Consider the following 23,480-nt stretch of genomic DNA (forward strand, 5'->3'; position numbering starts at 1 on the left):
ACGAAACGCTACAACGCTCGGCTCAGTAGCCGCGTTCGATCAGGTAATCCGCGAGTTCCTCGAGTAGCATCCGGGCTTCGTTGTCCGGCACCACTTCGAGTCGCGCTTTCCCTTGTTCGACCAGTTCGCGGGCGCGATCGTTCGCGTAATCGATCGACCCGACGGTCTCGAGGCGAGCGACCGCGTCGTCGATCTCGGCCTCCGTGACCGCGTCGACGTCGTCGGTGTCGACCAGGTTTTCGACGTCGACACCCTGTTCGCGGGCGTGGACGGTGATCAGCGTCTGCTTGTTCTCGACTAAGTCGCTTCCGCGCTGTTTGCCGAGTTTCTCGCTTGGGACGGTCAGATCGAGGACGTCGTCGTGGATCTGGAACGCACGGCCAATGTCGAGCCCGTAGCCGTACAGCGCGTCGACAGTCTCGTCGTCGGCACCGAGCAAGATGGCGGGCAGACAGGCCGACGCGGCGTACAGCACTGCGGTCTTCTGCTCGACCATCTCGAGGTACTCCTCGGGGGAAACGTCGTCACGTTGCTCGAAGGTCACGTCCAGCGACTGTCCCTCACAGATCTTCGTACAGGTCGTCGCGAGGACGTCTAAGGCATCGACCAGCCGATCGGGTTCCGCACCCGTCTCGAGCATGATCTCGAAGGCCTTCGAGTAGAGCGTGTCGCCGGCGAGAATGGCCGTCTCGAGATCGTACTCGCGATGGACGGCCGGAACGCCGCGTCTGAGATCGTCGTCGTCCATGATGTCGTCGTGGATCAGGGTAAACGACTGGATGACTTCGACGCTGACTGCGGCGTCCATGATGTCGATCGTATCGTCTGCGTCGTCGTGAAGGGTCGGGAACTCGCGGTAGTCGGTCGACAGCGGCTCGACGTCGGCGAGCGCTTCCGCCGTCGTCAGGAGGACGGCCGGCCGCAGCCGTTTGCCACCCGCGTCGAGCAGATAACGCGACGCTTCGTAGAGCCGCTCGGGCCGCTGGATCGGGAGCTCTGCCGGGATCGCGTCGTTGACCAACTCGCGGCGCTCCCGGACCGCCCCGAGCACCGCCTCATCTCGTGTCTCGGAACTGGTCATATCAGTCGACAAGCTGGATGAGGTTGCCGTTGCGCGAGACGTGGAGGTCTCGTCCCATCTGGTACCCCTCGCTTTCACAGAGGTTGACGTAGCCCGATAGCCCCTTCAGGTCCTGGTGGGCTGGGATGATGTGCTGGGGCTGGAGCGCATCGAGCATCTTGTAGTGGCCCTCCTGGTTCAAGTGGCCGGAGACGTGGATGTCGTCGTAGACGCGGGCTCCCTGCATACCGAGCAGTTTCTCGGCCTGGTAGCGCTGGCCCTCGTTGGTTGGCTCCGGAATGACGCGGGCGGAGAAGACGACCTTGTCGCCGTTGTCCAGTTCGTAGGGCGTCTCGCCGCGGGCCATCCGCGTGAGCATCGCACGCGGCTCGCCCTGGTGGCCCGTCACGACGGGTAGGAAGTTCTCCTTGCCCTCGTTCATGATCCGCTTGAACGTCCGGTCGACGGACTTGCGGTGACCGAACATCCCGAGGTCGTCCGGGAAGTCGACGAAGTCGAGACGTTCCGCGGTCCCCGAATACTTCTCCATCGACCGGCCGAGCAGGACGGGCTGGCGGCCGATATCTTTGGCAAACTCGACGAGACTCGTCACACGCGAGATGTGACTCGAGAACGTCGTCGCGACGATCCCGCCGTCGTAGTCCTCCATACTGTAGAGGACGTCACGAAGGTGCTCGCGGGCGACACTCTCGGAGGGCGTCCGGCCCTTCTTGTTCGCGTTCGTACAGTCCTCGATGTAACAGAGGACCCCCTCGCCTTCGCGGCCGATCTCACGGAACCGCTTCATGTCGATCGGGTCGCCGATGACCGGCGAGTGGTCCATCCGCTTGTCCAGCCCGTAGACGACGGCGCCTTCCGGCGTGTGGAGGACCGGGTTGATCGCGTCGATAATCGAGTGGGTGACGTTGACGAACTCGAGGTCGACCTTGCCGGAGTCGCCGATCGACATCGTCTCGCCGGCGTCCATCTTGATCAGTTCGTTCTCGACGCCGAACTTCTGTTCGCCCTCGATCTGCTGTTTGACGAGTTCGATCGTAAACGGCGTGGCGACGATCGGCGCGTCGTATCGGTGAGCCAGCTTCGAGATGGCACCGATGTGGTCTAAGTGACCGTGGGTCGGAACGATCGCCTGCACGTCGCCCTCCAAGTCGGACATGACCCGATCGTCGGGGATTGCGCCCATGTCGATCAGGTCGAGACTGTGCATCCGCTCGGTTTCGACGTTGTCGTGGATCAGCACCTGCGAGAGGTTCAGACCCATGTCGAAGATGACGACGTCGTCACCGGCGCGGACGGCAGTCATCTGCCGTCCGACTTCTTCGTAGCCGCCAATGGTTGCGATTTCGATTTCCATGGTTCGTTGTACTGAAAGCCGCGATATGGACTCTCATCGAAACGGTCCGCGGACTCCCGGTTGTGCGGCCCCGGCGTCTTGCAGCGCGTCGGCCATCCCGCTATGCGTACGGGCGGCAATCGCCGCCGAGAGGCCACGACATCGTGGCTCGTACGCACTTGCCCGCGGGTCTCGCTACTGGGTCATACACGCCCGGGTCTTAAAAACACCGTGGGTTGTTCTTCGCAGTTGTCGACTCGCAACTAGATTCGCGTTCGAAAACCGAATCCGTCGATATCGACCTCGAGTCGACTCGAGTCGCCGGTGAATCGGTACCGAATACGATCGTTAGCCACCCGAATTCGGTTCGTGCTACCACGGGTGTATCTCCTGGATTGTACAAATGATTTGTTTTCCCCTCGTTCATTTGCCAGCGTATCATTTCGTTTGGTGAAAGGACACACTCGCTTCCTCAATGGGAAGCTTTTGGGACCTTCGTTCGAAACGGCCAACCGATGACGAAGGATCTCGAGCGCGACCTGGGGTTGTTTGCCGTAATCGCGATCAGTATGGGGGCGATGATCGGCAGCGGGATTTTCATCTTACCCGGTGTCGCCATGGCGGAGGCGGGGCCAGCCGTGATTCTGGCGTTCGTAATCGCCGCTATTCTGGTCGTGCCGGCGGCGCTTTCGATCGCCGAACTCGGCACGGCGATGCCGGAAGCGGGCGGTGACTACGTCTTCATCGAACGCGGGCTGGGGCCCTCGTTCGGGACGATCGCCGGACTCGGTACCTGGCTGATGTTGATGTTGAAGGGGTCGCTCGCGCTCTACGGTGGCATGTTCTACATCGACTTCATCTACTCGCTTCCGACGTGGAGCCTCGCGATACCCGGCCTCGGGGCTTCGCTTCCGATTCCCGGCGTTCGGGCACTCGGGATCACGTTCGCGATCATCTTCATCGCGATCAACCTGGTCGGGGTCAAACAGACCGGTGGGATCCAGTCGATCATGGTCGTCATCATGCTCGTAATCCTCGGCGTGTTCGTGGCGGCGACGATCATCCAGGTCGACGGCACGAACTACGATCCGTTCTTCGCCGAAGGGATCGACGGCGTCCTCGCCGCGACTGCTCTGGTTCTCGTTTCCTACGCGGGCGTAACGAAAGTCGCCGCCGTGGCCGAAGAGATCGAGAACCCTGGCCGAAACCTGCCGCTCGGACTTGCTATCTCGCTTGGCGTCACCGCGTTCCTCTATGCCCTGCTCGTGTTCGTCCTCGTCGGCGTGATGGACGGCGACGAACTGGCGGCCCACAACGAGCCGATGGCGCGGGCGACCGAACTGCTGTTTGCCGACTCGATCGTCGCCGGCGTCCCCGTCGGCACCCTCGCGGTCGCTGGCATCATTCTGGCGGCCGTCCTCGCGCTGGTCAGCACCGCCAACGCGGGTATCCTGACTGCCTCGCGGTACCCGCTCGCGCTCAGCCGCGACGATCTCTTCCTCGATAAGTTCGAGTACATCCATCCACGATTCAACACGCCGACCGTCGCGATCCTGACGACGGGAGCGGCCATCATCTTCATCGTCGCCACCCAGGACGTCGACGAGATCGCCAAGATGGCCGGCGCCTTCCAGATCCTCGTCTACATCCTCGTCTGTGGGGCCTTGATCGCCTTCCGCGAGCGCGACCTCGAGTGGTACGATCCGGACTTCCATACGCCCGGCTATCCCTGGGTCCAGCTGTTCGGGATCGTCTCCGGCGTGTTCATCATCACGCAGATGGAGACCCAGGAGATCGTCGGTTCGATCGCGATCGTGATCTTCGGGTTCGTCTGGTACAAATGGTACGCCGAGGACAAGATCGACCGCGAGGGCGTCGCCAAAGGGCTTGCACGGCGAGAAGCCGGGAAGCAGTTCGTTCAGGACACCGAACAGCAACTCGCAGACGACGATCGCTACGAGGTCCTCATCCCGATCCGACACGACGTCTCCCGGGAGCAAGAAGAGGCGTTGATCCAGATGGCCGCACCGATCGTCAACCGCCGCGGCGGGCGAATTCGCGTCGTCCGATTCGACGAGGTTCCAGACCAGGTACCGCTCGATACCGCCGCCGAGGACGTCTCCGAGGACGACCTCGAGTTCGAAGAGCGAACCGACGAACTCACCCGCTACCTCGAGGTGCCCGTCGAGGTCGGCGAGATCGTCAGCCACGACACTCGCCACGCCGTGGTCAACTTCGCCGAGCGAACCGGTGCAGACCTGATCCTCGCCCGCCAGGAGGCGACCAGTCGACTCGGGACGCTGTTCGGCCGGGATACCGACTGGATCATGGACCACGCTCCGTGTGACGTCGTCTTCGTCCAGCACGAACAGCGGGTCGACGTCGAGGAGATCTCGATCGTCACCGATCGCAGTCCGTTCAACGACCCGTTGAAGGTCGAACTCGCGGACGCGATGGCGGACGTCCTGCAGGCACGCGTGCGCTTCCTCTATGCGGTCGGTGAGGACGACCCCGACGAGCTCGTCGAGACGATCGAGGACTACCACGCGGAACTGGACGAACTCTGTACCGTCCCCGTCGAGTCGTCGATCGTGCGTACGGACGACGACGTCGAAGGGCTCTCCATGGAACTCGAGTCGGCCGACATCGTCATGTTGAGTACGATGACTCACCGTCGGCTACCCGATCTGGTCATCGAGCAACGCTCCGATCGGCTGGCCGCAGCCATCGAACAGCCGGTCTTGCTCGTCCACTCCAAACAGAGCCGGCGTGGGACGTTCCTGCGACCGATCCTCGAGCGCGTGCTGTTCGACTGAGACGAAGACGAGCTCGAGGAGACGAACTCGAGGGTCGGTGGCTGGGACGGGTCGAGGGCCGTATCAGTCCGACACTCCAGCCACCGACGACAGCGGGGTCGACGTCAGCGGGACACCCCTCGTTTTCAGTGAAACGGGTCACCACACCCCTCGTTTTCAGTGAAAGCAGCGAAAAGAGTGGAAGCGGGGAACGTTTCGGCTCGAGTTCAGATCGACGCGTCCGAGAGTGCGTCCAAAACAGTGCGTTGGTCGGCGGTCGACTCGAGGCAGGCACTCATCACGACGTCGGGATCGTGCAGCAGTCGATGAGTCCGATAACTCCCCTGGCCCTTGCCACCACCGGTGTGGCGACTCTCGGTGATCTCGGGAAGTGTCCATTTCTTCATCAGATCGAGGACTCGCTGGTGGGTCAGCGATTCGCCAGCGATGACGTCGGCGATGATACAGTACGTGTCGTACACTTCGCCCGTCGAGAACGAATCCGATAGCTTGGTCTTGGTCAGATACGCGAGTGCATAGAGTGCGTACCGGGAGTGTGGCGTTCCGTTCTTGATGACCTGTATCGACCGGTTGAGATCGCTGTACTCGTCGGCCTCCCGGACGTGATCCTCAGTTACCCGGTCGCTGTCGTCTTTCTCTGCGAGTTTCCCGGCCGATCGGAGGATGTCGAGCGCTCGGCGCGCGTCCCCGTGGTCGCGAGCGGCAAGCGCGGAGGCGAGTTCGATCACGCCCTCCTCGAGGACGCCGTCTTTGAACGCGTCCCTGCGTCGCTCGAGGATCGCCTGGAGCTGTGTCGCATCGTACGGTGGGAAGATGATCGGATCGTCCTGGAAACTCGAGGCGACGCGTTCGTCGGGAGCGTCGGTGTAGTCAGTCTTGTTGCTGATCGCGACGACCGAGATGTAACAGCCAGTCTTTCCGGCCTCCTCCGATCGCGAGAGCTTCGAGAGGATTTCTGCGGTGTCGTCGCCGAGTTTATCGATCTCGTCGAGGATGACGATAAACGAATCCGACTCGTGAAGGAGGCCGTCACCGTCCCAGAGCGCGTCGTAGTAGCGACTCGCCCCGACACCCTCTTTCGGGATGTAGCGGTCGGGGTCGATCGCATCGCGGACCTCGAAAGCCATCTTGCGGGCGGCCCGTGTCTCCGTGTTGTACTGGTCACAGTCGACGTAGGCAGCCGTCAGATCGGTTCCTTGCATCTGTGCGATCCCTCGAGCGCGGCCCGTGACGTGTTTGGCGACGAGGGACTTGCCGGTCCCCGTCTTCCCGAACAGGAAGCCGCTCTCGGGGGGATCACCGAACGCCGCCGGCTTGAGCAACGCTTCGACGGTCTCGATCTCGCGGTCACGACCGACGATGCGATCCTTCTGTGGCACGTGCTGTGGCCGGAGGAGTTCGCGACGACGAAAGATCGACGTCGTCCCGTCCGCCATCGGATCGTCCTGGAGTTCCTCGATCGAAGGCGTCGGGATCGGATCATTTCCCATTGACGGGGACATTCCAGAGGTCGATGATAAACGCATCGGACCCGATTTTCAGTGAAAGGGGCGAGACCCGCGAAAACATCGGGTGAGCGACTGCAGGGATCGAAGTGGGGGTGAACACCCCCACCCCTCGTTTTCAGTGAAAGGCTCCGAAAGGGTGTTGGGTTGTGTCGGTCGCGCTCCGTCTCCCTTGATCGCGTTATTATATTATTTACTGTAACGGTAAAGTAGTAGTAAGTAGTATAGTATAGAAAGTGAGTAGAGTAAATGTACCAGGGATATTCTAAAATGTCGCTCTAGCACAATCAGTTCTTTATATACAACTCGGTGATCGGCTACGGACTCACGACTATCGGCTCCCCACATTCGACCGTTTCACTGAAAACGAGGGGTGTGTCTGTCCACCATTCCAGTCCTCTTTCGTGGTCTCCTCACCGCCGACAGTTCATACTGTTTACTGACCGTATCTTGTTGGACTGGAGACCGTGTCAGAGGCCGATTGCTTGCCGTCCCATCTCGAATCCCCACTGTGGGACCTCGTACACGACCAGCCCGATCAACAACAGCTCCCCGATCGTGACGGCGACGGTCACCAGCGTCGCCCGGCTACTGCTGACTGGGACGCCAGTCGGAAGTCCATACTCCTGTCTTCGGAGCGGGTAGAAGAGCGCGATCCCGCGCTTGCTACCCGCGACGTCGAGTACGTAGTGGGTCAACACGCCGATCCAGACGTACTCGAGGTTGCCAAAGACGTACGGAAACGCGAGAAAACCCACCAGGACCGGGAGGTTGTGCAACGTCTTCCGGTGTTTTCCGAACGCCGTATCGACGTCGGGAAACAGCGCCCCCAGGGTCACCGGCACACCGATCGCGACGATCATTTCGACCATCTCGAGGATTTCGGCCACTTCGAAACTCTCCGCCGGCGCGAGCAAAACCCCCAGCCCGAGGCTCAAAAGCACCGCGTTGAGCACGTGTCCCTTCTTGTTCATCTACCTCCTACTGGGAAATCACCGGCCGAATAGTTTTCTTTCGAGACTGTCTGGTCAGCGTCAGAATCGCTGATTGTTGGGGCAGCGACGAAATCGGTTACCGTCCGTCGATCGCCTCGAGGAGATCCTCGAGGGCCTGATCGACCGTCTGTGCACGCACTGCGGCCCGATCGCCGTCGAAGACGTATCTCGAGACCGACGAGAACGACGACTTGCTGCCCCACGGACCGGCGTAGGCGACGCCGATGTAGACGGTGCCGACGGGGTTTGCCTCGGTTCCGCCGGTCGGGCCGGCGACTCCGGTCGTCGCGACGCCCCACGTTACGTCCGACACGTCACGGACGCCGCGGGCCATCTCGCGAGCGACGGGTTCGGAGACGGCACCGTGTTCATCGAGGGCTTCGCGGCTGACGCCGAGTTGGCGGCGTTTGGCGCCGTAGGCGTAGGTCGTCAGCCCCGAATCGAAGTAGTCACTGGCACCCGGCACGGCCGTGATTGCGGCGCCGATCAGCCCGCCGGTACAGGACTCGGCGACGGCCAGCGTCTCGTCGCGATCACGCAGAGTGTCGGCGACCGCCATCGGTAGCTCGCGGTCGATGTCGTCGTTCATACGCAGGGAAAGGGCGGCCCACCACGTCAAAGCGTGGTTCCGTACTGAAGCAGTGTCCGCTTCGGCGAACCGCTGAGCCGGCAACGAAGTATCATACTGTTGAATAGTACTATTCGACGATCGGTCGCGCGACTGCGGCCGTCCCGAGGGTGACGGCCGCGAGTTCGCGACCGACGGCTCATACGGACTACTGTACGTCGTTACCGGCGCAACCGCGACCGGGCTGCGGTTGCGCCGGGAAATCGTTACAGCAATCCGTATCACTGACTGCTGTCCGACAGTATCAGTATCGACCGGGACACGATCGAAACGGACCAAACCGTCGAGCACCGAGAACGAACCGGCAAGCTCCGAAACGGAAAGAACGACGGTCCGTGCGCTCCCGCTATCCCGTATGGAGTACGAGACGCCGCTGTTCTTTCACGTCATGCAGTACGCCGCGCGGGCCGACCGCGACGTCATCGACATGGTCAGCGGGAATCCCGACTGGGAGCCCCCCGAAGCGCTCAGGGAGGGGCTGCGCGAGTACGCCGACTTCGAGCCCGACCGGTTCCAGTACCCGCCCAGTGAGGGCCTGCTCGAGCTCCGCGAGGAGATCGCCGCCCGTCGGGGCGTCGACACCGAGCAGGTGATCGTCACCAACGGTGCCGGCGAGGCCAACTATCTCGCGATGGCGCGAGCCCTCGAGCGCGGCCGCGGGAGCGAGATCATCCTGACCGATCCCGTCTACCCCTACTACCCTGGCAAGACGACGATGCTCGATGGGACACAGACGTTCGTCGCGGCCGACGAGGACGGCCAGCTCGATCCGGACGCCGTCCGCGCAGCCGCAAGCGAGGAGACGGCCGCAATCGTGGCCAACTCGCCGAACAATCCGACCGGAGCGGTCTATCCCGAAGCCACGATCGGGGAACTCGTCGACGTCGCCGAGGAGTACGACGCGATCCTCATCAGCGACGAGGTCTACGACCACTACGACCTCTCGGGCGAGTTCGCAAGCGCCCTGAGCGTCGACTCCGAGAACCGGATCGTCACCAACGCGTTCTCGAAATCACTGGCGATCACCGGGTTCCGGGTTGGCTACGCGATCTTCCCGCCCGAACTCGTCGACGACGCCAGGAGTCGTCACATGCTGGTCAACGTCGCCGGGAGCCGGCCGAGCCAGTATGCGGTTTTGCAGGCGCTTCGCGAGACGCCCCCCGAGTACTACGAGACGAACCGCGAGTTGCTCCGCGAGCGTGTCGATACGTTCACCGACGCCCTGGATGAGACGGGTGCGGAGTATACGACTCCGCAGGGCTCGTTCTACGTGATGGCACGGTTCGACGGCTACCCGGGGACGCTCGCAAACGTCGAGCGACTGATCGACGAGGCCGGCGTCGCGGGGATGCCCGGCGAAGCCTTCGGTGACTCGCGGTCGGACTGGCTCCGCTTTGCACTCGTGACACCCCGCGTCGAGGAGGCCGCCAAGCGACTGGCGACTCACTTCGAGTGACCGCCACCCACTCGAGACCGGGTGGGAACGCCGTCGCTCGAGACCGACGAATACTCGTGTCGGGGCGGGAAACCGTCCCGTATGAGTGGAATCGACGTCGAGCGGGTCGACGGGGCGGCCGACGAGGCGGACGACGACGACCACACCATCGAGGTGACGCCGACGGACTCCGTCGGTGACGAACAGGAGACGATCGACGTGGAGCCGTCGGACGAGCCTATCGAGGGGCCCGACTACGTCCTCTACGGCGGGAAAGGTGGCGTCGGGAAGACGACGATGGCCGCCGCGACCGCGCTGGACAGCGCCCGCGGCGGAACCAGCACGCTCGTCGTCTCGACGGATCCCGCCCACTCGCTGTCGGACACGTTCGAAACTGACGTGCCCGCGGAACCCGCCCGCATCCGGGAAGACATCCCGCTCTACGCGGCCGAGATCGACCCCGAAGCCGCGATGGACCGCGGCGAGGCGGTTCTCGGCGACGTCGGCGGCGACGACACCGCCGGGGAGACCGACGAGGCTGGCGGAGCCGGCGGTCCGTTCGGTGGCGGCACTGATGGCGGGGCCGGTGGCCCGTTCGGCGGTGGCGACGCCGGCGGAATGGGCGGTATGGGCGGTCTCGGCGAGATGCTCGGCGGCGAGTCGCCGATGGATGCCCTCTTCGGCGGTGCGATGCCCGGTGCCGACGAGGCCGCGGCGATGCAGTTGCTGCTCGAGTACATGGACGACCCCCGGTTCGAGCGCGTCGTCGTCGACACCGCGCCGACCGGACACACCCTTCGACTGCTGAAACTGCCGGAACTGATGGACTCGATGATGGGCCGGATCCTCACGTTCCGCCAGCGGATCAGTGGCATGCTCGAGGGAATGAAAGGGATGTTCCCCGGCCAGGAGGCGCCCGAAGAGGCCGGCGATCTCGAGGATTTAGAGGAGGTCCGCGAGCGTATCGAACGCCTCCGGGCGGCGCTGCAGGATCCCGCACGGACGGACTTCCGGATCGTCATGGTCCCCGAGGAGATGAGCGTCTTCGAGTCCAAGCGACTCCGCGGCCAGCTCGAGGAGTTCGAGATCCCTGTCGGCACCGTGGTCGTCAACCGCGTTATGGAACCGCTCTCGGACGTCACCGACGACGTCGACGGCGAGTTCCTCCAGCCGAATCTCGAGGACTGTGAGTTCTGCCAGCGCCGGTGGGACGTCCAGCAGTCCGCCCTCGCGGAGGCGCAGGAACTGTTCCGCGGCACCGAGGTGCGACGGGTCCCGCTGTTCGCACAAGAGGTTCGCGGCGAAGGCATGCTCGAGGTCGTCGCTGCCTGTCTGCGGTAGGCACTGGCTTCCTGCTGTCGGACGAGACGATTCGTCCGGACCGCAGCCCGTTACTCCGTCTGTGACCCTTCCCCGGCGGGAACGACCGTCACCGGCCGATCACTCTCGAGGATCACCGCCTGTACGACGCTGCCGAACAGGACCTTCCCGACCGGCGACCGTCGGCCGATCCCGAGGACGATCGCGTCGCTGTCGAATTCCTCGGCGGCCTCGAGGATCTTCTCGGCGGCGTCGCCGGTCGTCTCGCGGACCGTACACTCGGCGTCGCTCGCCTCGAGTACGTCGACGACGGTCTCGACTGATGCCGGAAGGCGTTGTCCCGCTTTCGTCTCCTCCATCTCCTCGGCGTAGGTTTCAGAGAAGCCGCCAGCGGCCCACTCGGCGTCGCCAGTCGTCACTTCGTCGTGGACGTGTACGACGTCGACGGCGAGTTCGCCGTCAGCCGGAAGCTCGAGGACGGCTTCGGCTTGGGCTCGCGCTCGCTTTGCGTTCTCGTCGACCGGAAGTAAAACGCGGTACATGCTCCGACGTTCGGTTTCCGGAACCTAAAGTAGTTCTCTCTGCCGTCGTGGAACGTCTCTCTTGCCGGTCGATGTACGTGTCCTATTCCCGCATCGCTGGCTCGTCGATCGGCGGCTCGAGGCGAACGGCGTAAGCGAGCAAGACGGCTGCGAGGGCGGTGCCCGCGGCGAGAAACCACCACGAGCCCCGGTAGCCGACGGTGTCTGCGAGATAGCCAAACGCCGGTGGGGCGACGACCGAACCGGCGACGAGCGAGAGCTGGCCGCCAGCGGTCGCGCCACCCATCTCGTCGCTGGTGACGAGCGTCGCCATGTAGGAGTAGTAGACGCCGGTGTTCCCGAGGACGAAAAAGCCAAGAACCGAAAAGGCAACGGCCGCGTTCAACGGGCCGTCGGTCGCGGCGACGGCAACGAACAGGAACGCGCCTGCAAGTGCCTGAACGATGAGAATCGCGCCGATTCGACGCTGCGGATCACCGGGTAAGTTGTCGCTGAGCCAGCCGCCGACGATGCGGCCGACGCTGCCGAACAACTGGACGAGCGCGAGCACGATCCCGCCGAAGACGACAGAGGCACCGATCGCTTCCTCGACGTAGAGGACGGTGTAGCCGGTCGTCGTAAACAACGCGGCGCCGAGGAAGAAGCCGGCAGCGACGAGGGTTCGGTACGGACGGTTGCGTGAGAGCGACCGAAAGTCGGGGTACTCCGCCGTGTCACCGTCGCTCTCGATTCCGTAACACAGTGCGAAGCAGACGGCGACGACGAGTCCGACGACGGCGGCGATCAGGAAGCCAGCCTGCCAGAAGAGTACACCCGCCAGTCCGGTCACGAGCAGCGCGCTGATCCCGCTGCCGGCAGTGACGCCGACCTGTTTGATCCCCATCGCGAGGTTTTGCCGACCTGCGGCGATGTTGTCGTAGATCGCTTTGTTCGTTCCCGGAATCGCCGTCGAATACAGTGATCCGAGAAAGAACGCAGCCGCGAGGAGGACACCGTAGGTGGGAGCGCCGGCAACCATCGCAGCGCCGGCCGCCAGTCCGACGAGTCCGAGCGTGAGCGTTCGCCCTTCCCCGAAGCGGTCGATCAGTGCTCCGACTGGAAGGAGCCAGACCGCATACCCCAGGGTCAGTGCCGTTACGACGAAGCCGACGGTAAAGCGGGAGAGTCCGAACTCGTCGCGGAAAAACGGCGTCGCTGCAAACACCGTGTAGTAACAGATGCTCGCCGATACCTGCCACGTCGTCACGAGCGATACCGTCTGCCAGTACGACCGGTCCATCGACGTCAGTGCTTGCTCGAGGACGCGTTTGACTGTCCCGATGGCGGAGACACGTTCCGGAACAGGGTCGCCACACGCGAACGCGATCAGTCGCCGTCCCACTCGCCGCCGACGCGGTCGACCCCCATCATGTGTTCGCCGGGATGTTCGGTGAAGACGACCTTCATGTTTTGTTCGGGGATGGCGAACGTCTCGCCGAGGTACTCTATCGTCTCGAGTGCGAACGCGCGCTTGCGCTCGAACGGGCGACCGCGACGAATCTCGGCGTCCAGAAAGACGAGCGGTCCATCGACTGCGCGCCCGAGGTGAAGGTCGGCCGGGTCACGCTCGCGGATCGTCACCGCGACGTGGCCCGCCGTCGTCGCCATCTCCTCGGTATAACAGTCGGTTACGTACTCGGCGAGGGCCGTCTTCTCGTCGGCCGACAGCGACAGGGTCGTATCGAACTGGAGCAGCGGCATGTCTCGACGAAGTTCACGGCCGGAGTTGTGTGTTCGGACTCGACGCCGACTGTGGCCGTCCGAGTGTCACAGATGCGTGTTCACTATCACCGAACGACTGCTGCTACCATATAGCAACTTCTTTAATGTTTATTAACTTTAGTTGATTGGTACCAAGGTGATCGCTCAGTAGTACCACGGGACGGAATCGTTAGGGTTTATACCCCATGTTAGTAACAAACGGAAAAATGGTGAATAACCCTCCGAAAACCTATCAGGAGTTTATACAATACCTGTGGGCGTACCTGTGGCGACTCAACGAGCAAACGAAAGCGTACCTCCGTCTCGACGGTCCCGCGATCGCACGGGATATGGACGACCTCTCGGAAGAGGAAAAACGCGTCGCGGAGCAGGCGTTCGCTGACGGTGGACAGGAACCGAACGACGGTACCGGTTCGGGTGGCGGAGCCGGCGGGAGTGGTGACGGCGACGGCCGAGGGAACGGCGATCGGAACCCCTTCGACGTCGGTGGATCGTACGGCCTCCGACAGAAGGTCGGATTCGTTCTCGGTCCGCTGCTGTTCGCCCTGATCTACTTCGCGCCGACGCCCGAGGGTCTCTCGCCCGAGGGACAGGCCGTCGCCGCCGTCACCGCGTGGGTGGCGATCTGGTGGATGTCCGAGGCGATCCCGATTCCGGCGACGTCGCTGCTTCCGATTCCGCTGTTTCCGTTGACCGGCGCGTTACCGGTCGCGGATACGACGCCGTCGTACGGTCATCCCTTGATCTTCCTCTTCATGGGTGGGTTCTTCCTCGCGATGGCGATGCAGCGGTGGGGGCTTCACCGTCGGATCGCCCTGCGGACGATCAAGGCCGTCGGTACCGAACCCTCGAGGCTCATCCTCGGGTTCATGCTGGCGACGGCGTTTCTCTCGATGTGGGTCTCCAACAGCGCGACCGTCATGATGATGGTGCCGATCGCGCTGGCAGTCATCTACCAGACTGCGGACCTGGTCGACGAGACCGGTCTCGACATCGATACGAGCGAGGGGAACTTCTCGTTCGGTGTCGCACTAATGCTCTGTATCGCCTACGGTGCCTCCGTCGGTGGCGTCGCGACGCTGATCGGCACGCCGCCGAACATCCTCTTTGCGGGCCAGGCTGGCGAACTCTTCGATACGTCGATCGGCTTCGCCGAGTGGATGCTCTACGGCGTCCCGATCTCGATCGTCGGCCTCGCGGCCGTCTACATCTACGTGACCCGCGTCGCGATCTCCCCGCAGTTCGATCAGCTCCCGATCGGTGCCGATACGATCGACCGCGAACTCGAGGAACTCGGTTCGATGAGTTCCCAAGAGCGAATGGTGCTGGTCGTCTTCGTCGGCATGGCCGCAGCCTGGATCGGCGCCAGCCTGCTCGAGCCGGCGCTCGGAATCACGCCGCCTGACGACGCCGACACGATCGTCGCTATCGGCGGCGCGCTCGTCCTCTTTACCCTGCCGACGAAGACCGAGGACGGCGATCACACGTTCCTGCTCGACTGGACCAACGCCGTCGATATTCCCTGGGGAGTTATCCTCCTGTTCGGTGGTGGCCTCGCGATCGCCGCCGGCTTCGGTGACACCGGACTCGCCACCTGGATCGGTGAACAGCTCGAGCTGCTCGCAGGCGTCGAGATGGTCGTCATCTTGCTTGCCGTGGTCATGATGACCATCTTCCTGACCGAAGTGACCTCGAACACGGCGACGACGGCGATGTTGATGCCGATCCTCGCCGGTGTCGCGGTCGGTATCGGCGTCCACCCCTACGGACTCATGATCGCGGGCGCGACCGCTGCCTCCTTCGCGTTCATGCTCCCGGTCGCGACGCCGCCGAACGCGATCGTCTTCGGCAGTGGCTACATCTCGCTCCCGCAGATGGCTCGCGTCGGTGCCGGACTCAACGTGATCGGGATCATCCTGATCACGCTCGTCGCGCTCCTCTGGCTGCCGCTGGCCTGGGGGATCGACATCACGGCGCTTCCGACCGAATTCGTCGAAGCCTGGGATTCGTAGCGACCACACACTGCTTTTTCATCCGTTTCGTCTTCAACGTCCGTTGTGAATCGACGCCACTCCATAATATTACCAATGGTAACTACGTTCCGACTGGCTGGGAACCGGGTGCACGGTTCATACTCCTGACCGAGTAAGTGATATCCGAGACCGGTATGCCAGACCGTGACCATCCCGACCAGACGCAGGCCGACGCGATCCTCGAGGCCCTCGAGGAGATCAGCCCGGCGACGATCGCCGAGTTGGCGACGATTCTCGAGGCGCACCCGGTAACCGTCGAGCGTCGCTGTCGTGCCCTGCAACGGGCCGGGGAGATCCGTCAGTGCACGGGTGGCGTCTATACGCTCGCCGATCCCGATGCCCCACGGGTGACGGCGATCACGGACGCATCCACCGACCAGCACTCGACGAACCCCGCTGACTGATCGACGCGCTCGAGCGGCGTGTGATTCGAACGGTCGTCCCATAGCCCCAACCGTTCGGTCGCTCCACCCAACCCAACAGCACTTCGCCTATCGACGCCGCTCAGACCGTCTGAATCGATCCCGAACGCTTTCCGCCGGTCACAACGTCGCTGGCAGCCGGCTCATGCGATCCAGTTTTCGTTCCCGTCCGTCGTAGAGCCGTCGGCGTGTTCAGACCAGTTTCCGTAACAGTCGGTAGCCGGCGTCACGCAGCGTATCCGGAAGGAATCGCGCGTAGACTCCGTACTGTGCGATCGGACCCACCGGATACCGGGCCGGCGGCTCTGGCGTCGTACTCGCGTCGAGAATCGCCGCTGCGACGTCGTCCGGGTCGGAGGCGAAGGGGCCGCCGCTCCCAGCGCCGATCAGTTGCATCTCGTCGTAAAGATCATACAGCGTCTCGTAGGCCGGCGTGCGCTCGTTTTCGGGAAGTTCCTCGTCGACACGGTCGGCGAAGTTCGTCTCGACCGGGCCCGGTTCGATCACGGTGACGTCGATGCCGAACTCCTCGACTTCCGCACGCAGGGAGTCACTCATCGCCTCGAGGGCGTGTTTCGAGCCCGCGTAGGCGCCCGACCCCGGGATCGAGATCCGCCCGATGACACTCGAGACGTTGATAATCCGGCCGGCACCCTGAGCACGCATATGGGGCAATGCGGCACGAATGAGTCGGTGTGGCCCGTACACGTTGACGTCGAACTGTCGATGGAGGTCCGACGTCGAGACGTCTTCCATCGGCCCCATCTGGGCGTAGCCGGCGTTGTTGACCAGACAGTCGATCGCGCCGCCGACCTCAACGACGCGTTCGACGGTCCGTGCGACCTGGTCGGGGTCGGTGACGTCTAACTCGAGGGTCGTACAGCCGGCCTCCTCGAGGTCCTCGATGTCGTCGGTGCTCCGGGCCGTCGCGAACACCTGCCAGTCGTCTCGCAGGAAGGCGTTTGCGGTCGCGCGTCCGATCCCCGACGAGCAGCCGGTGATCAGCACGGATTTCTTGCGCGTATACCGGTCGCCCTCGTCGCCGACGTTCGTCGTCTCACTTCCTTCTCCTTCGTCGACACGATCGGCGTCCGTCTCGCGATCGTCTTCGACGACGGTACCGTCCGGCCCGTCATCGTCGGTTCCCTCGACGTCCTCAGCGGTGGCCATACGTGACCGGTTCGAGAGGCGATACCTAAGTATCGACGGTTTGTCGCGCCCGCCGGACGTTCCAGTTGCGACGACAGTCGACCGCCCGCTTTCGACCCGGCAGTCGACGGATCGATAGCGGATACCAGTCTCCGAAACGGACACTCACGACAGCTGACCGAGATATACACGGTACTGTGTCACGTACAACCAGTATGAACGAGAACGAAACAGGGGAGGAGCGACCGATACTGGTTGCGGTCGCGAACCCCGACCACGCCGTCCAGCTCGTCCGGACTGGCGGTGACCTCGCTCGAGTGAACGACGGCGTCGTCCAGCTCGTCTCGGTCGTCGTGAAATCACACGAGTCGCCGTTTTCAGTGTACTCGGACGAGACGATCATCGAACGGTACTCGGCGAACAGCCGGGAGATCCTCGAAGGTGCGGTCGCCGCGGCCCCCGATGACGTCGACGTCGATGACATGCTGGTCGTCAGTCGATCGCTCGTCGACGGCATCCTCACGGCGGTCGAGCGGACGAACGCACGGGCGCTCGTCGTCGGCTGGCGGGAACGAGAGCGTCGAACGGACGCCGTACTGGGGACGACGGTCGATCGGCTCATCGAACGCGTCCCGTGTGATCTCTACGTCGAGCGGATCGGCCACGAGGCCGACGGCGTCGACTCGGTCCTGGTTCCGGTCGCGGGTGGCCCACACGTCCGTCCGGCAGTCAGGGTCGCGAAGGCGATCGCCGCACGCAACGATGCGACCGTCCGTCTCCAGTCCGTCGCCGACGGCGAGACGGACGCGAAGACGGCACGCGAGTACCTTGCTCAGGCGGAGACGAGCTTCGAGGACGCGCCGGGACCGAGCGTTCGAACGGAGTCGCTGCTGCACGACGGAGACGATATCGCACAACGGCTGCTCGAGACCGCATCCGACCACGATGTCCTCGTTTTCGGCGCGACACGACACGGTGCGCTTCATCGCCGGCTCGTCGGGTCGATTCCACAACGGGTGACGCGTCGAACGGACCGAACGGTCATTCTCGCTCGCGACGGGAACACCGTCCGCGGGCCCATCCTCCAGCAGATCCGACAGCTCATTCCCTCGGCGTGACGGGCGTCTCCCAGGAGATCGACTCTCGAGGTGGCGACCGTCTCTTTATCTTGAGCCATCAACGGGCTCCGGTGAGCTCTCGCTTTGCCTCGTCGGCGTAGCTGTCTGCCAGCCGGACGGGGTCGGGGAGTTTGTACGACGAAGCGAGCGCGAGGGCGATGTCGGCCGCCGTCTCGGGGCCGACGCGGTGGCCCGGACTCACGTACAGTGGGTTGATGTGCCGGTTCGAGGAGTCGTACTGGCGCGTCTGGACGGCATAGCCAAGCAGCGTTCCATCCGGGGCGTCGACCCGGCCGTTGGCTTCGATCGGGACGCGGGCCCCTTCCGCGAGGTTCTCGAGGTCTCCCCGTGGTGAGCCACAGAGCAGGCTCTTCGCGACGCCGATACTGGGGACGTCCCGAACGACGCCCATGTGCGTCGCGATTCCGGCCTGCCGGAAGTGAATACGGCCGCTGCCGTCGAACAGACAGAGGTCCGGGTCGACCGACAGCTCCTCGAGCGCCGCGAGGATCGGCTGGCCTTCACGAAAGGAGAGCAGGCCCGGGATGTAGGGGATCTCGAGGGATGTCACCGCGTGGACGCGTTCGACGACGTCCTCGCCGCGCATGGCGACGACGGCCGAAAGCGCACGATCCTGCTCGCCCGCCTCGTTCGTCAGAAAGGACTGGTCGACGCCGACGACGACCGGCGGGTCGTCGGGGCTCGAGGCCGCCGCGAGGGGGTCACCGAGCGTCGCGGGATCGAAATCGACGTCGTCCTCGAAGACCGCTACATCGGCGATGTCACGCTGCAGGGCCTCCATGTCGTCGCGCTCGAGGCCGGGGTCGGGTGCCAAATCGGGCCGTGGTGGGGCCATCAGTGTTGGCGTTGGAAACGAGTGAAAATCAGTGTCGGGGTTGCGACGGCGAGTGGTTCAGAATCGACGGCGACCGCCGCCGGGACCACCAGGACCACCGGGACCGCCCGGGCCACCGGGGCCGCCAGGACCACCGCCGAGCTGGAACTGGCTTGGCGCGCGGACGTTCTGGGTGCGTTTGACGTACTCGCCGTAGGCGAGGCCGATCCCGAGCCCGACGAGGTGGGCCATGTGCGCGATGTTGCCACCACCGCCGACGCCGATGAAGAAGACGCTGATGACCGCGGTAAAGGCAGTCAGGATCCAGATCGGCATCGGGATCATGAACATGAGGTAGACCGTCAGTTTGGGGTTGAGGATCGTGATGACGCCCATGATGGCCAGCGCGGCGCCGCTGGCGCCGAGGACGCCGGTAGTGCCACCCTGCAACGCCGTAAGGGAGATCTGGCTCAGGCCGGCGAGGACGCCGCTGACGATAAACAGGATCGCGAACTCCTTCGACCCGACGTAGCGCTCGACGAGCGGGCCGAAGAAGAATATCACGATGCTATTGAAGACGATGTGAAAGATCCTGTCGGGACTGTGGGCGAAGATCGAGGTGACCCACGTCCAGACGTACTCGGGGTTGACCGGCGAGAGCGTAAAGAGCGCGTTGTGAAGCGCCGGACCGCCAACGAGGAGCACGATCCACTGGAACAGGAACGTGATCCACATCAACGCGAGGAACGTGTACGTCATGTTCCCGCGGAAGTACGCGAGCGGCCCGCCCGGTCCGGTATCGATCGGGATCTTGTCTTTAAGACTCGAGGCCCTCGAGGTGCCGCCGCCACTGGCCCCACCGTTTACGCTGTCGTCGAACCCACTGTCGAAGACGCCGCTGGGATCGTTCCAGTCCTGGAGGCCCGTACAGTCGTGATTCTCCGGCAAGCGGTGTTCACCGCAGTACGTGCCCCCACAGTGCCGACAGTTGTAGGGCATGCTTTCGTCTTTCCCACACACGTCGCACTTCGCCATTGACGAGGGGTAAGAGTGGGACCGCTAAGGGATTTGGGGTTCGTTTCCCTGACGGTAACAACACCCACGCCCGCGAACACCCACGTCCGACACGCCGATCGGTCAGCCAGGACCGCCCGTGGGACTGTACATTTTTGCACGCCGAACTCCCATATTCAGACGTGCAAGAGTACGAGCGAAAGCAGTTGCTCGAGCGCGTCGAGCGCGAGGGTGCGACCGTCGGCGCGGACATTCCGGAGACGATCACCGTCCAGGGCGAGGCGATCGACCTGCGAACGTTCGTCTTCGAGATCAAGCGCCGCGAGACGGTCCCGCCGGGCGAGCGCGACCGCGTCGAGCAGGCCAAACGGAACCTCCGTCGGGAGCGAACCGAGCGCCTCGAGGCCATCGAAGAAGGCGACATCTCCCGTGAGAAAGGCGAGGAACTCGCCCAGAGCATCATCGGGATCGATCGCGCGTTAAACGCCTTAGAGAGCCTTGGACCGACGGATCTCGAGCGTGAGCAGCAGGCAAAGCAGGCCGCCGACAAGAAACGCTGGATGTCGTTTCTCAAGAAGGCGCTGGGTCGAGCGGACGACGGCGCCTCACGGAGGGGCCGGTAATGGCGACCAACGCCGAGATCGCCGGCCGCTTCGAGGAGTTCGCCGACCTACTCGAGGCCGACGACGTCGAGTACAAACCCCGCGCGTACCGCCGGGCGGCCGAGAACATCCGCGCCCACCCCGTCCCGATCGCCGACCGTATCGAGGACGGCGACGAGGCAATTCTCGAGGAGATCGACGGCGTCGGCGACGCCATCTCCGCGAAGATCGTCGAGTACGTCGAGACCGGCGCGATCGAGGAACTCGAGGAGCTACGCGCCGAGTTACCGATCGACATCGCCGACATCACGCGCATCGAGGGCGTCGGCCCGAAAACGGCCGGCAAACTCTATCGCGAACTCGGGATCGAAACCTTAGACGACCTCGAGGAAGCCGCCGAAGCAAACGAGATCCAGGAGGTCACGGGCTTTGGCCCCAAGACGGAACAGAACATCCGGGACAACCTCGAGTTCGCCCGCCAGATCGGTCAACGTCACTTGCTCGGGGAGGGTCGACCCCTCGCCGACGACGTCCTCGCCTTTCTCGAGGGCCTCGAAGCCGTCGAACGCTGTGAGGTCGCCGGTTCGATCCGCCGGTGGCGGGAAACGATCGGTGACGTCGACGTCCTCGTCGGAACCGAGGCCGGCGAGGACGTGATCGAGGCGTTCGTCGACTGGGACTCCGTCGACAGCGAGATCGAGTCCGGGCCGGAGAAGGCGAGCGTCCGCGTCGGCGAGATCCGAGTCGACCTCCGGGTCGTCGTTCCCGAGGAGTTCGGCTCCGCGTTACAGTACTTTACGGGGAGCAAGGACCACAACGTCTCCCTTCGAAACTACGCGATCGACCGCGAGATGAAGTTAAACGAGTACGGCGCCTTCGACGTCTCGGACGTCGCCGAGACCGAAGCCGGCCAGCGGATCGGCGAGCGCGTCGCCGGCGAGACCGAGTCGGGGATGTACGAGGCGCTCGATCTCCCGTGGATTCCGCCGGAACTCCGCGAGGATCGCGGGGAGATCGAGGCCGCCGAACGTGGCGAACTGCCGGAACTCGTCACGCGCGACGACATCCGGGGCGACCTCCACAGCCACACCGAGTGGTCCGACGGCAACACGTCGATCGAGGCGATGGTCGAGGCCGCCGAAGGGATGGGTTATGAGTTCTACGCCGTCGCCGACCACGCCGACGGTCCCGGCGTCGTCGGCAACATGGGCCTCTCCGACACGGAGATCCTAGAGCAGGTCGAAGCGGTCCGCGAGGTCGACGCCGCCAGTGAGATCGAGGTCGTCGCCGGCATCGAGGCCAACGTCGACGCCCGAGGCGAGATCGATCTCTCCGAGGCGGTGATCGACGCACTCGACGTGATCGTCGCCTCGCCCCACAGCGCGCTCGACCAGGACGCCGAGACGGCCACCGAACGACTCATCACCGCAATCGAGAACCCCGATATCGACGTGCTCGGCCATCCCAGCGGCCGGCTGCTCAACGAACGCTCAGGGCTCGACTTCGACGCGACGGCACTCGGTGCGGCCGCCGCCGAACACGATACCGCTCTCGAGATCAACTCCAATCCCCGACGGCTCGACCTCTGGGGAAGCGCCGTCCAGGCCGCCCTCGAGGCGGGCGCGCCGATCTCGATCAACACCGACGCCCACCAGCCCTCGACACTGGAGTACATGCGCTGGGGCGTCCACACGGCGCGTCGTGGCTGGGCCGAAGCCGACGACGTGATCAACACCTGGGAACTCGAGGAACTCCGCGCGTTCCTCCACTGAGACTGCTTCCGAATCACGCCTCTCGATATCGACCATGCGAGTGCTCCTCGACGTCATGTGTGGCGGGCTCGTCGCTTACCTGCGGATGTGCAACCACGACACCGTCTACGCCGGCGACCGCGGCCTCGAGGCCGACGACGAACTGCTCGAACTCGCTCGAGAAGAGAACCGAACCCTGCTCACCCGCGACGTCGCGCTCGCGAACCGCGCCGACGACGCGATTCTGCTCGAGTCACGCGACGTCGAGGACCAGCTCGCCGAACTGACGGCCGCCGGCGTTTCTCTTACGCTGGCCGACGAGCCGACGTTTTGTGGGCGGTGTAACGGTCGCCTCGAGCGCGTCGGGCGGTCGGCGTCGACGCCCGAGTACGCCCCCGATCCGGCGGAGACCGACGTCTGGCGGTGCAGCCGCTGTGGGCAACAGTTCTGGCAGGGAAGCCACTGGGAGCGGGTCGACCGAACGCTCTCGAGGATCGACGACGACGGCGGGGAACCGGTCGAGGACCGGTAGCCGGCACCGTCGGCCGTCATCGGCGAGTCGGTCTATCGACCTTCCAGGACGAACGCCACGTCGAGGGTCGTCCGGTACTCTTCGATCGTTCCGTCTTCGACTTCGGCTGTCTGTGACTCGACCTCCATCCCGGTGATATTCTCTATGGTCTGGTCGGCATCGTCCAGCGCGTTCTGGGCAGCGTCTTCCCACGATTCCGTCGAATTACCAGTCAGCGTGATGACTTTGACTGTGTCACCCATGGTCGAATGAACGGACACGCCGGACTGAGGTAGTCTTCGGGCGTGACAATGCCGTGATCATACGCCTCGATTTCGACCGGGTCCGGATCGGTCCAAACCGTTTCACGTCTCGGTAGCGAACGCCTCGAGTGGCTATGTCAGACGATACCGAACACCTCGATCGAGCGGGTAAACAGGCTGCGTACATCACCGACGAGTGGAGTACCGATCCGGCGATAATGCAGACGCAGGCGCTCTGTTACATCGGGATTCAACTCGAGCGGATCGCGGACGCACTCGAGGCAGAGACGGATCGAGAGGACCATCGCAACGACTGATGCGGACCGCTGTAACTGTGTCTCCCGATCGCCGACCCCGCTGACGATC

The 23,480-nt window shown here is 63.7% G+C and carries 22 protein-coding genes; 10 read left to right on the plus strand and 12 right to left on the minus strand.

The annotated features are described in order from the left end of the window. Nucleotides 1-22 precede the first annotated feature (22 nt). Nucleotides 23-1,081 carry a polyprenyl synthetase family protein gene (locus RBH26_RS04170; RefSeq protein WP_306756753.1) on the minus strand — a complete coding sequence of 353 codons (1,059 nt, stop codon included), beginning with the start codon at nt 1,079-1,081 and terminating at the stop codon, nt 23-25. Between the two features lies 1 nt (nt 1,082). Further along, nucleotides 1,083-2,435 (minus strand): ribonuclease J, encoded by a 1,353-nt coding sequence (locus RBH26_RS04175; RefSeq protein ID WP_306756754.1) that lies wholly within the window; start codon nt 2,433-2,435, stop codon nt 1,083-1,085. Between the two features lie 494 nt (nt 2,436-2,929). Here RBH26_RS04175 and RBH26_RS04180 point away from each other — a divergent pair, with 494 nt between their 5' ends. Next, nucleotides 2,930-5,230, plus strand: coding sequence for an amino acid permease (locus RBH26_RS04180; protein WP_306756755.1), 2,301 nt, complete (start codon nt 2,930-2,932; stop codon nt 5,228-5,230). A gap of 206 nt (nt 5,231-5,436) precedes the next feature. Here RBH26_RS04180 and RBH26_RS04185 read toward each other — a convergent pair whose 3' ends face one another. The 3 genes from RBH26_RS04185 to RBH26_RS04195 all read right to left on the minus strand — a co-directional run bounded on the left by RBH26_RS04185 (nt 5,437) and on the right by RBH26_RS04195 (nt 8,319). After that, complete coding sequence (locus tag RBH26_RS04185) at nt 5,437-6,720, minus strand: orc1/cdc6 family replication initiation protein (RefSeq protein ID WP_306756757.1); 1,284 nt, start codon at nt 6,718-6,720, stop codon at nt 5,437-5,439. A 485-nt stretch (nt 6,721-7,205) separates the two neighbouring features. Beyond that, nucleotides 7,206-7,709: a metal-dependent hydrolase gene (locus tag RBH26_RS04190; RefSeq protein WP_306756758.1), complete on the minus strand. Its 504-nt coding sequence runs from the start codon at nt 7,707-7,709 to the stop codon at nt 7,206-7,208. Nucleotides 7,710-7,806: 97 nt separating this feature from the next. Further along, nucleotides 7,807-8,319, minus strand: a complete 513-nt coding sequence (locus tag RBH26_RS04195) for a CinA family protein (protein ID WP_306756760.1) — start codon at nt 8,317-8,319, stop codon at nt 7,807-7,809. A 394-nt stretch (nt 8,320-8,713) separates the two neighbouring features. On the opposite strand from RBH26_RS04195, the gene RBH26_RS04200 reads away from it, so the two are divergent. Next, a complete protein-coding gene (locus RBH26_RS04200; protein WP_306756762.1) occupies nt 8,714-9,814 on the plus strand; it encodes a pyridoxal phosphate-dependent aminotransferase in 1,101 nt (366 codons plus the stop codon). A gap of 81 nt (nt 9,815-9,895) precedes the next feature. After that, entirely contained in the window at nt 9,896-11,134 is a 1,239-nt protein-coding gene (locus tag RBH26_RS04205; protein WP_306756763.1) for a TRC40/GET3/ArsA family transport-energizing ATPase, read from the plus strand. 50 nt (nt 11,135-11,184) lie between these two features. Here RBH26_RS04205 and RBH26_RS04210 read toward each other — a convergent pair whose 3' ends face one another. The 3 genes from RBH26_RS04210 to RBH26_RS04220 form a co-directional block, all read right to left on the minus strand. Next, nucleotides 11,185-11,655, minus strand: coding sequence for a universal stress protein (locus RBH26_RS04210; RefSeq protein ID WP_306756764.1), 471 nt, complete (start codon nt 11,653-11,655; stop codon nt 11,185-11,187). Between the two features lie 82 nt (nt 11,656-11,737). Then, the gene (locus RBH26_RS04215) at nt 11,738-12,934 is read right to left on the minus strand and encodes an MFS transporter (RefSeq protein ID WP_306756953.1); all 1,197 of its coding nucleotides are present in this window, start codon (nt 12,932-12,934) and stop codon (nt 11,738-11,740) included. A gap of 86 nt (nt 12,935-13,020) precedes the next feature. Then, nucleotides 13,021-13,395, minus strand: a complete 375-nt coding sequence (locus tag RBH26_RS04220; protein WP_306756765.1) for a tautomerase — start codon at nt 13,393-13,395, stop codon at nt 13,021-13,023. A 227-nt stretch (nt 13,396-13,622) separates the two neighbouring features. Here RBH26_RS04220 and RBH26_RS04225 point away from each other — a divergent pair, with 227 nt between their 5' ends. Then, on the plus strand, nt 13,623-15,428 hold the full coding sequence (locus tag RBH26_RS04225) for an SLC13 family permease (protein WP_306756767.1): 1,806 nt from the start codon (nt 13,623-13,625) through the stop codon (nt 15,426-15,428). 155 nt (nt 15,429-15,583) lie between these two features. Beyond that, nucleotides 15,584-15,853, plus strand: coding sequence for an Lrp/AsnC family transcriptional regulator (locus RBH26_RS04230; protein ID WP_306756769.1), 270 nt, complete (start codon nt 15,584-15,586; stop codon nt 15,851-15,853). A gap of 210 nt (nt 15,854-16,063) precedes the next feature. Here RBH26_RS04230 and RBH26_RS04235 read toward each other — a convergent pair whose 3' ends face one another. Next, nucleotides 16,064-17,041, minus strand: coding sequence for an SDR family oxidoreductase (locus RBH26_RS04235; protein ID WP_306756773.1), 978 nt, complete (start codon nt 17,039-17,041; stop codon nt 16,064-16,066). Nucleotides 17,042-17,235: 194 nt separating this feature from the next. Between RBH26_RS04235 and RBH26_RS04240 the strand changes: the two genes are divergently transcribed. Then, nucleotides 17,236-18,138, plus strand: a complete 903-nt coding sequence (locus tag RBH26_RS04240; protein ID WP_306756774.1) for a universal stress protein — start codon at nt 17,236-17,238, stop codon at nt 18,136-18,138. A gap of 58 nt (nt 18,139-18,196) precedes the next feature. Here RBH26_RS04240 and RBH26_RS04245 read toward each other — a convergent pair whose 3' ends face one another. Both RBH26_RS04245 and RBH26_RS04250 read right to left on the minus strand, forming a co-directional pair. Beyond that, the gene (locus RBH26_RS04245; RefSeq protein ID WP_306756775.1) at nt 18,197-18,994 is read right to left on the minus strand and encodes an endonuclease V; all 798 of its coding nucleotides are present in this window, start codon (nt 18,992-18,994) and stop codon (nt 18,197-18,199) included. A gap of 57 nt (nt 18,995-19,051) precedes the next feature. Then, nucleotides 19,052-20,008, minus strand: coding sequence for a rhomboid family intramembrane serine protease (locus RBH26_RS04250; RefSeq protein WP_306756776.1), 957 nt, complete (start codon nt 20,006-20,008; stop codon nt 19,052-19,054). A 161-nt stretch (nt 20,009-20,169) separates the two neighbouring features. On the opposite strand from RBH26_RS04250, the gene RBH26_RS04255 reads away from it, so the two are divergent. From RBH26_RS04255 to RBH26_RS04265, 3 genes are read left to right on the plus strand one after another with little or no spacing between them, the layout of a single operon-like run. Further along, nucleotides 20,170-20,610 (plus strand): DUF5788 family protein, encoded by a 441-nt coding sequence (locus RBH26_RS04255; protein WP_306756777.1) that lies wholly within the window; start codon nt 20,170-20,172, stop codon nt 20,608-20,610. Beyond that, nucleotides 20,610-22,361, plus strand: coding sequence for a DNA polymerase/3'-5' exonuclease PolX (gene polX / locus RBH26_RS04260; protein WP_306756778.1), 1,752 nt, complete (start codon nt 20,610-20,612; stop codon nt 22,359-22,361). The genes RBH26_RS04255 and polX overlap by 1 nt, the downstream gene beginning before the upstream one ends. A gap of 34 nt (nt 22,362-22,395) precedes the next feature. Further along, on the plus strand, nt 22,396-22,872 hold the full coding sequence (locus RBH26_RS04265; RefSeq protein WP_306756779.1) for a Mut7-C RNAse domain-containing protein: 477 nt from the start codon (nt 22,396-22,398) through the stop codon (nt 22,870-22,872). Between the two features lie 32 nt (nt 22,873-22,904). Here RBH26_RS04265 and RBH26_RS04270 read toward each other — a convergent pair whose 3' ends face one another. Next, the gene (locus RBH26_RS04270; protein WP_306756781.1) at nt 22,905-23,114 is read right to left on the minus strand and encodes a dodecin family protein; all 210 of its coding nucleotides are present in this window, start codon (nt 23,112-23,114) and stop codon (nt 22,905-22,907) included. Between the two features lie 134 nt (nt 23,115-23,248). Between RBH26_RS04270 and RBH26_RS04275 the strand changes: the two genes are divergently transcribed. Further along, complete coding sequence (locus tag RBH26_RS04275) at nt 23,249-23,431, plus strand: hypothetical protein (RefSeq protein ID WP_306756783.1); 183 nt, start codon at nt 23,249-23,251, stop codon at nt 23,429-23,431. Nucleotides 23,432-23,480: the final 49 nt, after the last annotated feature.

The organism is Natronolimnohabitans sp. A-GB9 (assembly GCF_030848565.1).
Classification (GTDB): Archaea; Halobacteriota; Halobacteria; order Halobacteriales; family Natrialbaceae; genus Natronolimnohabitans.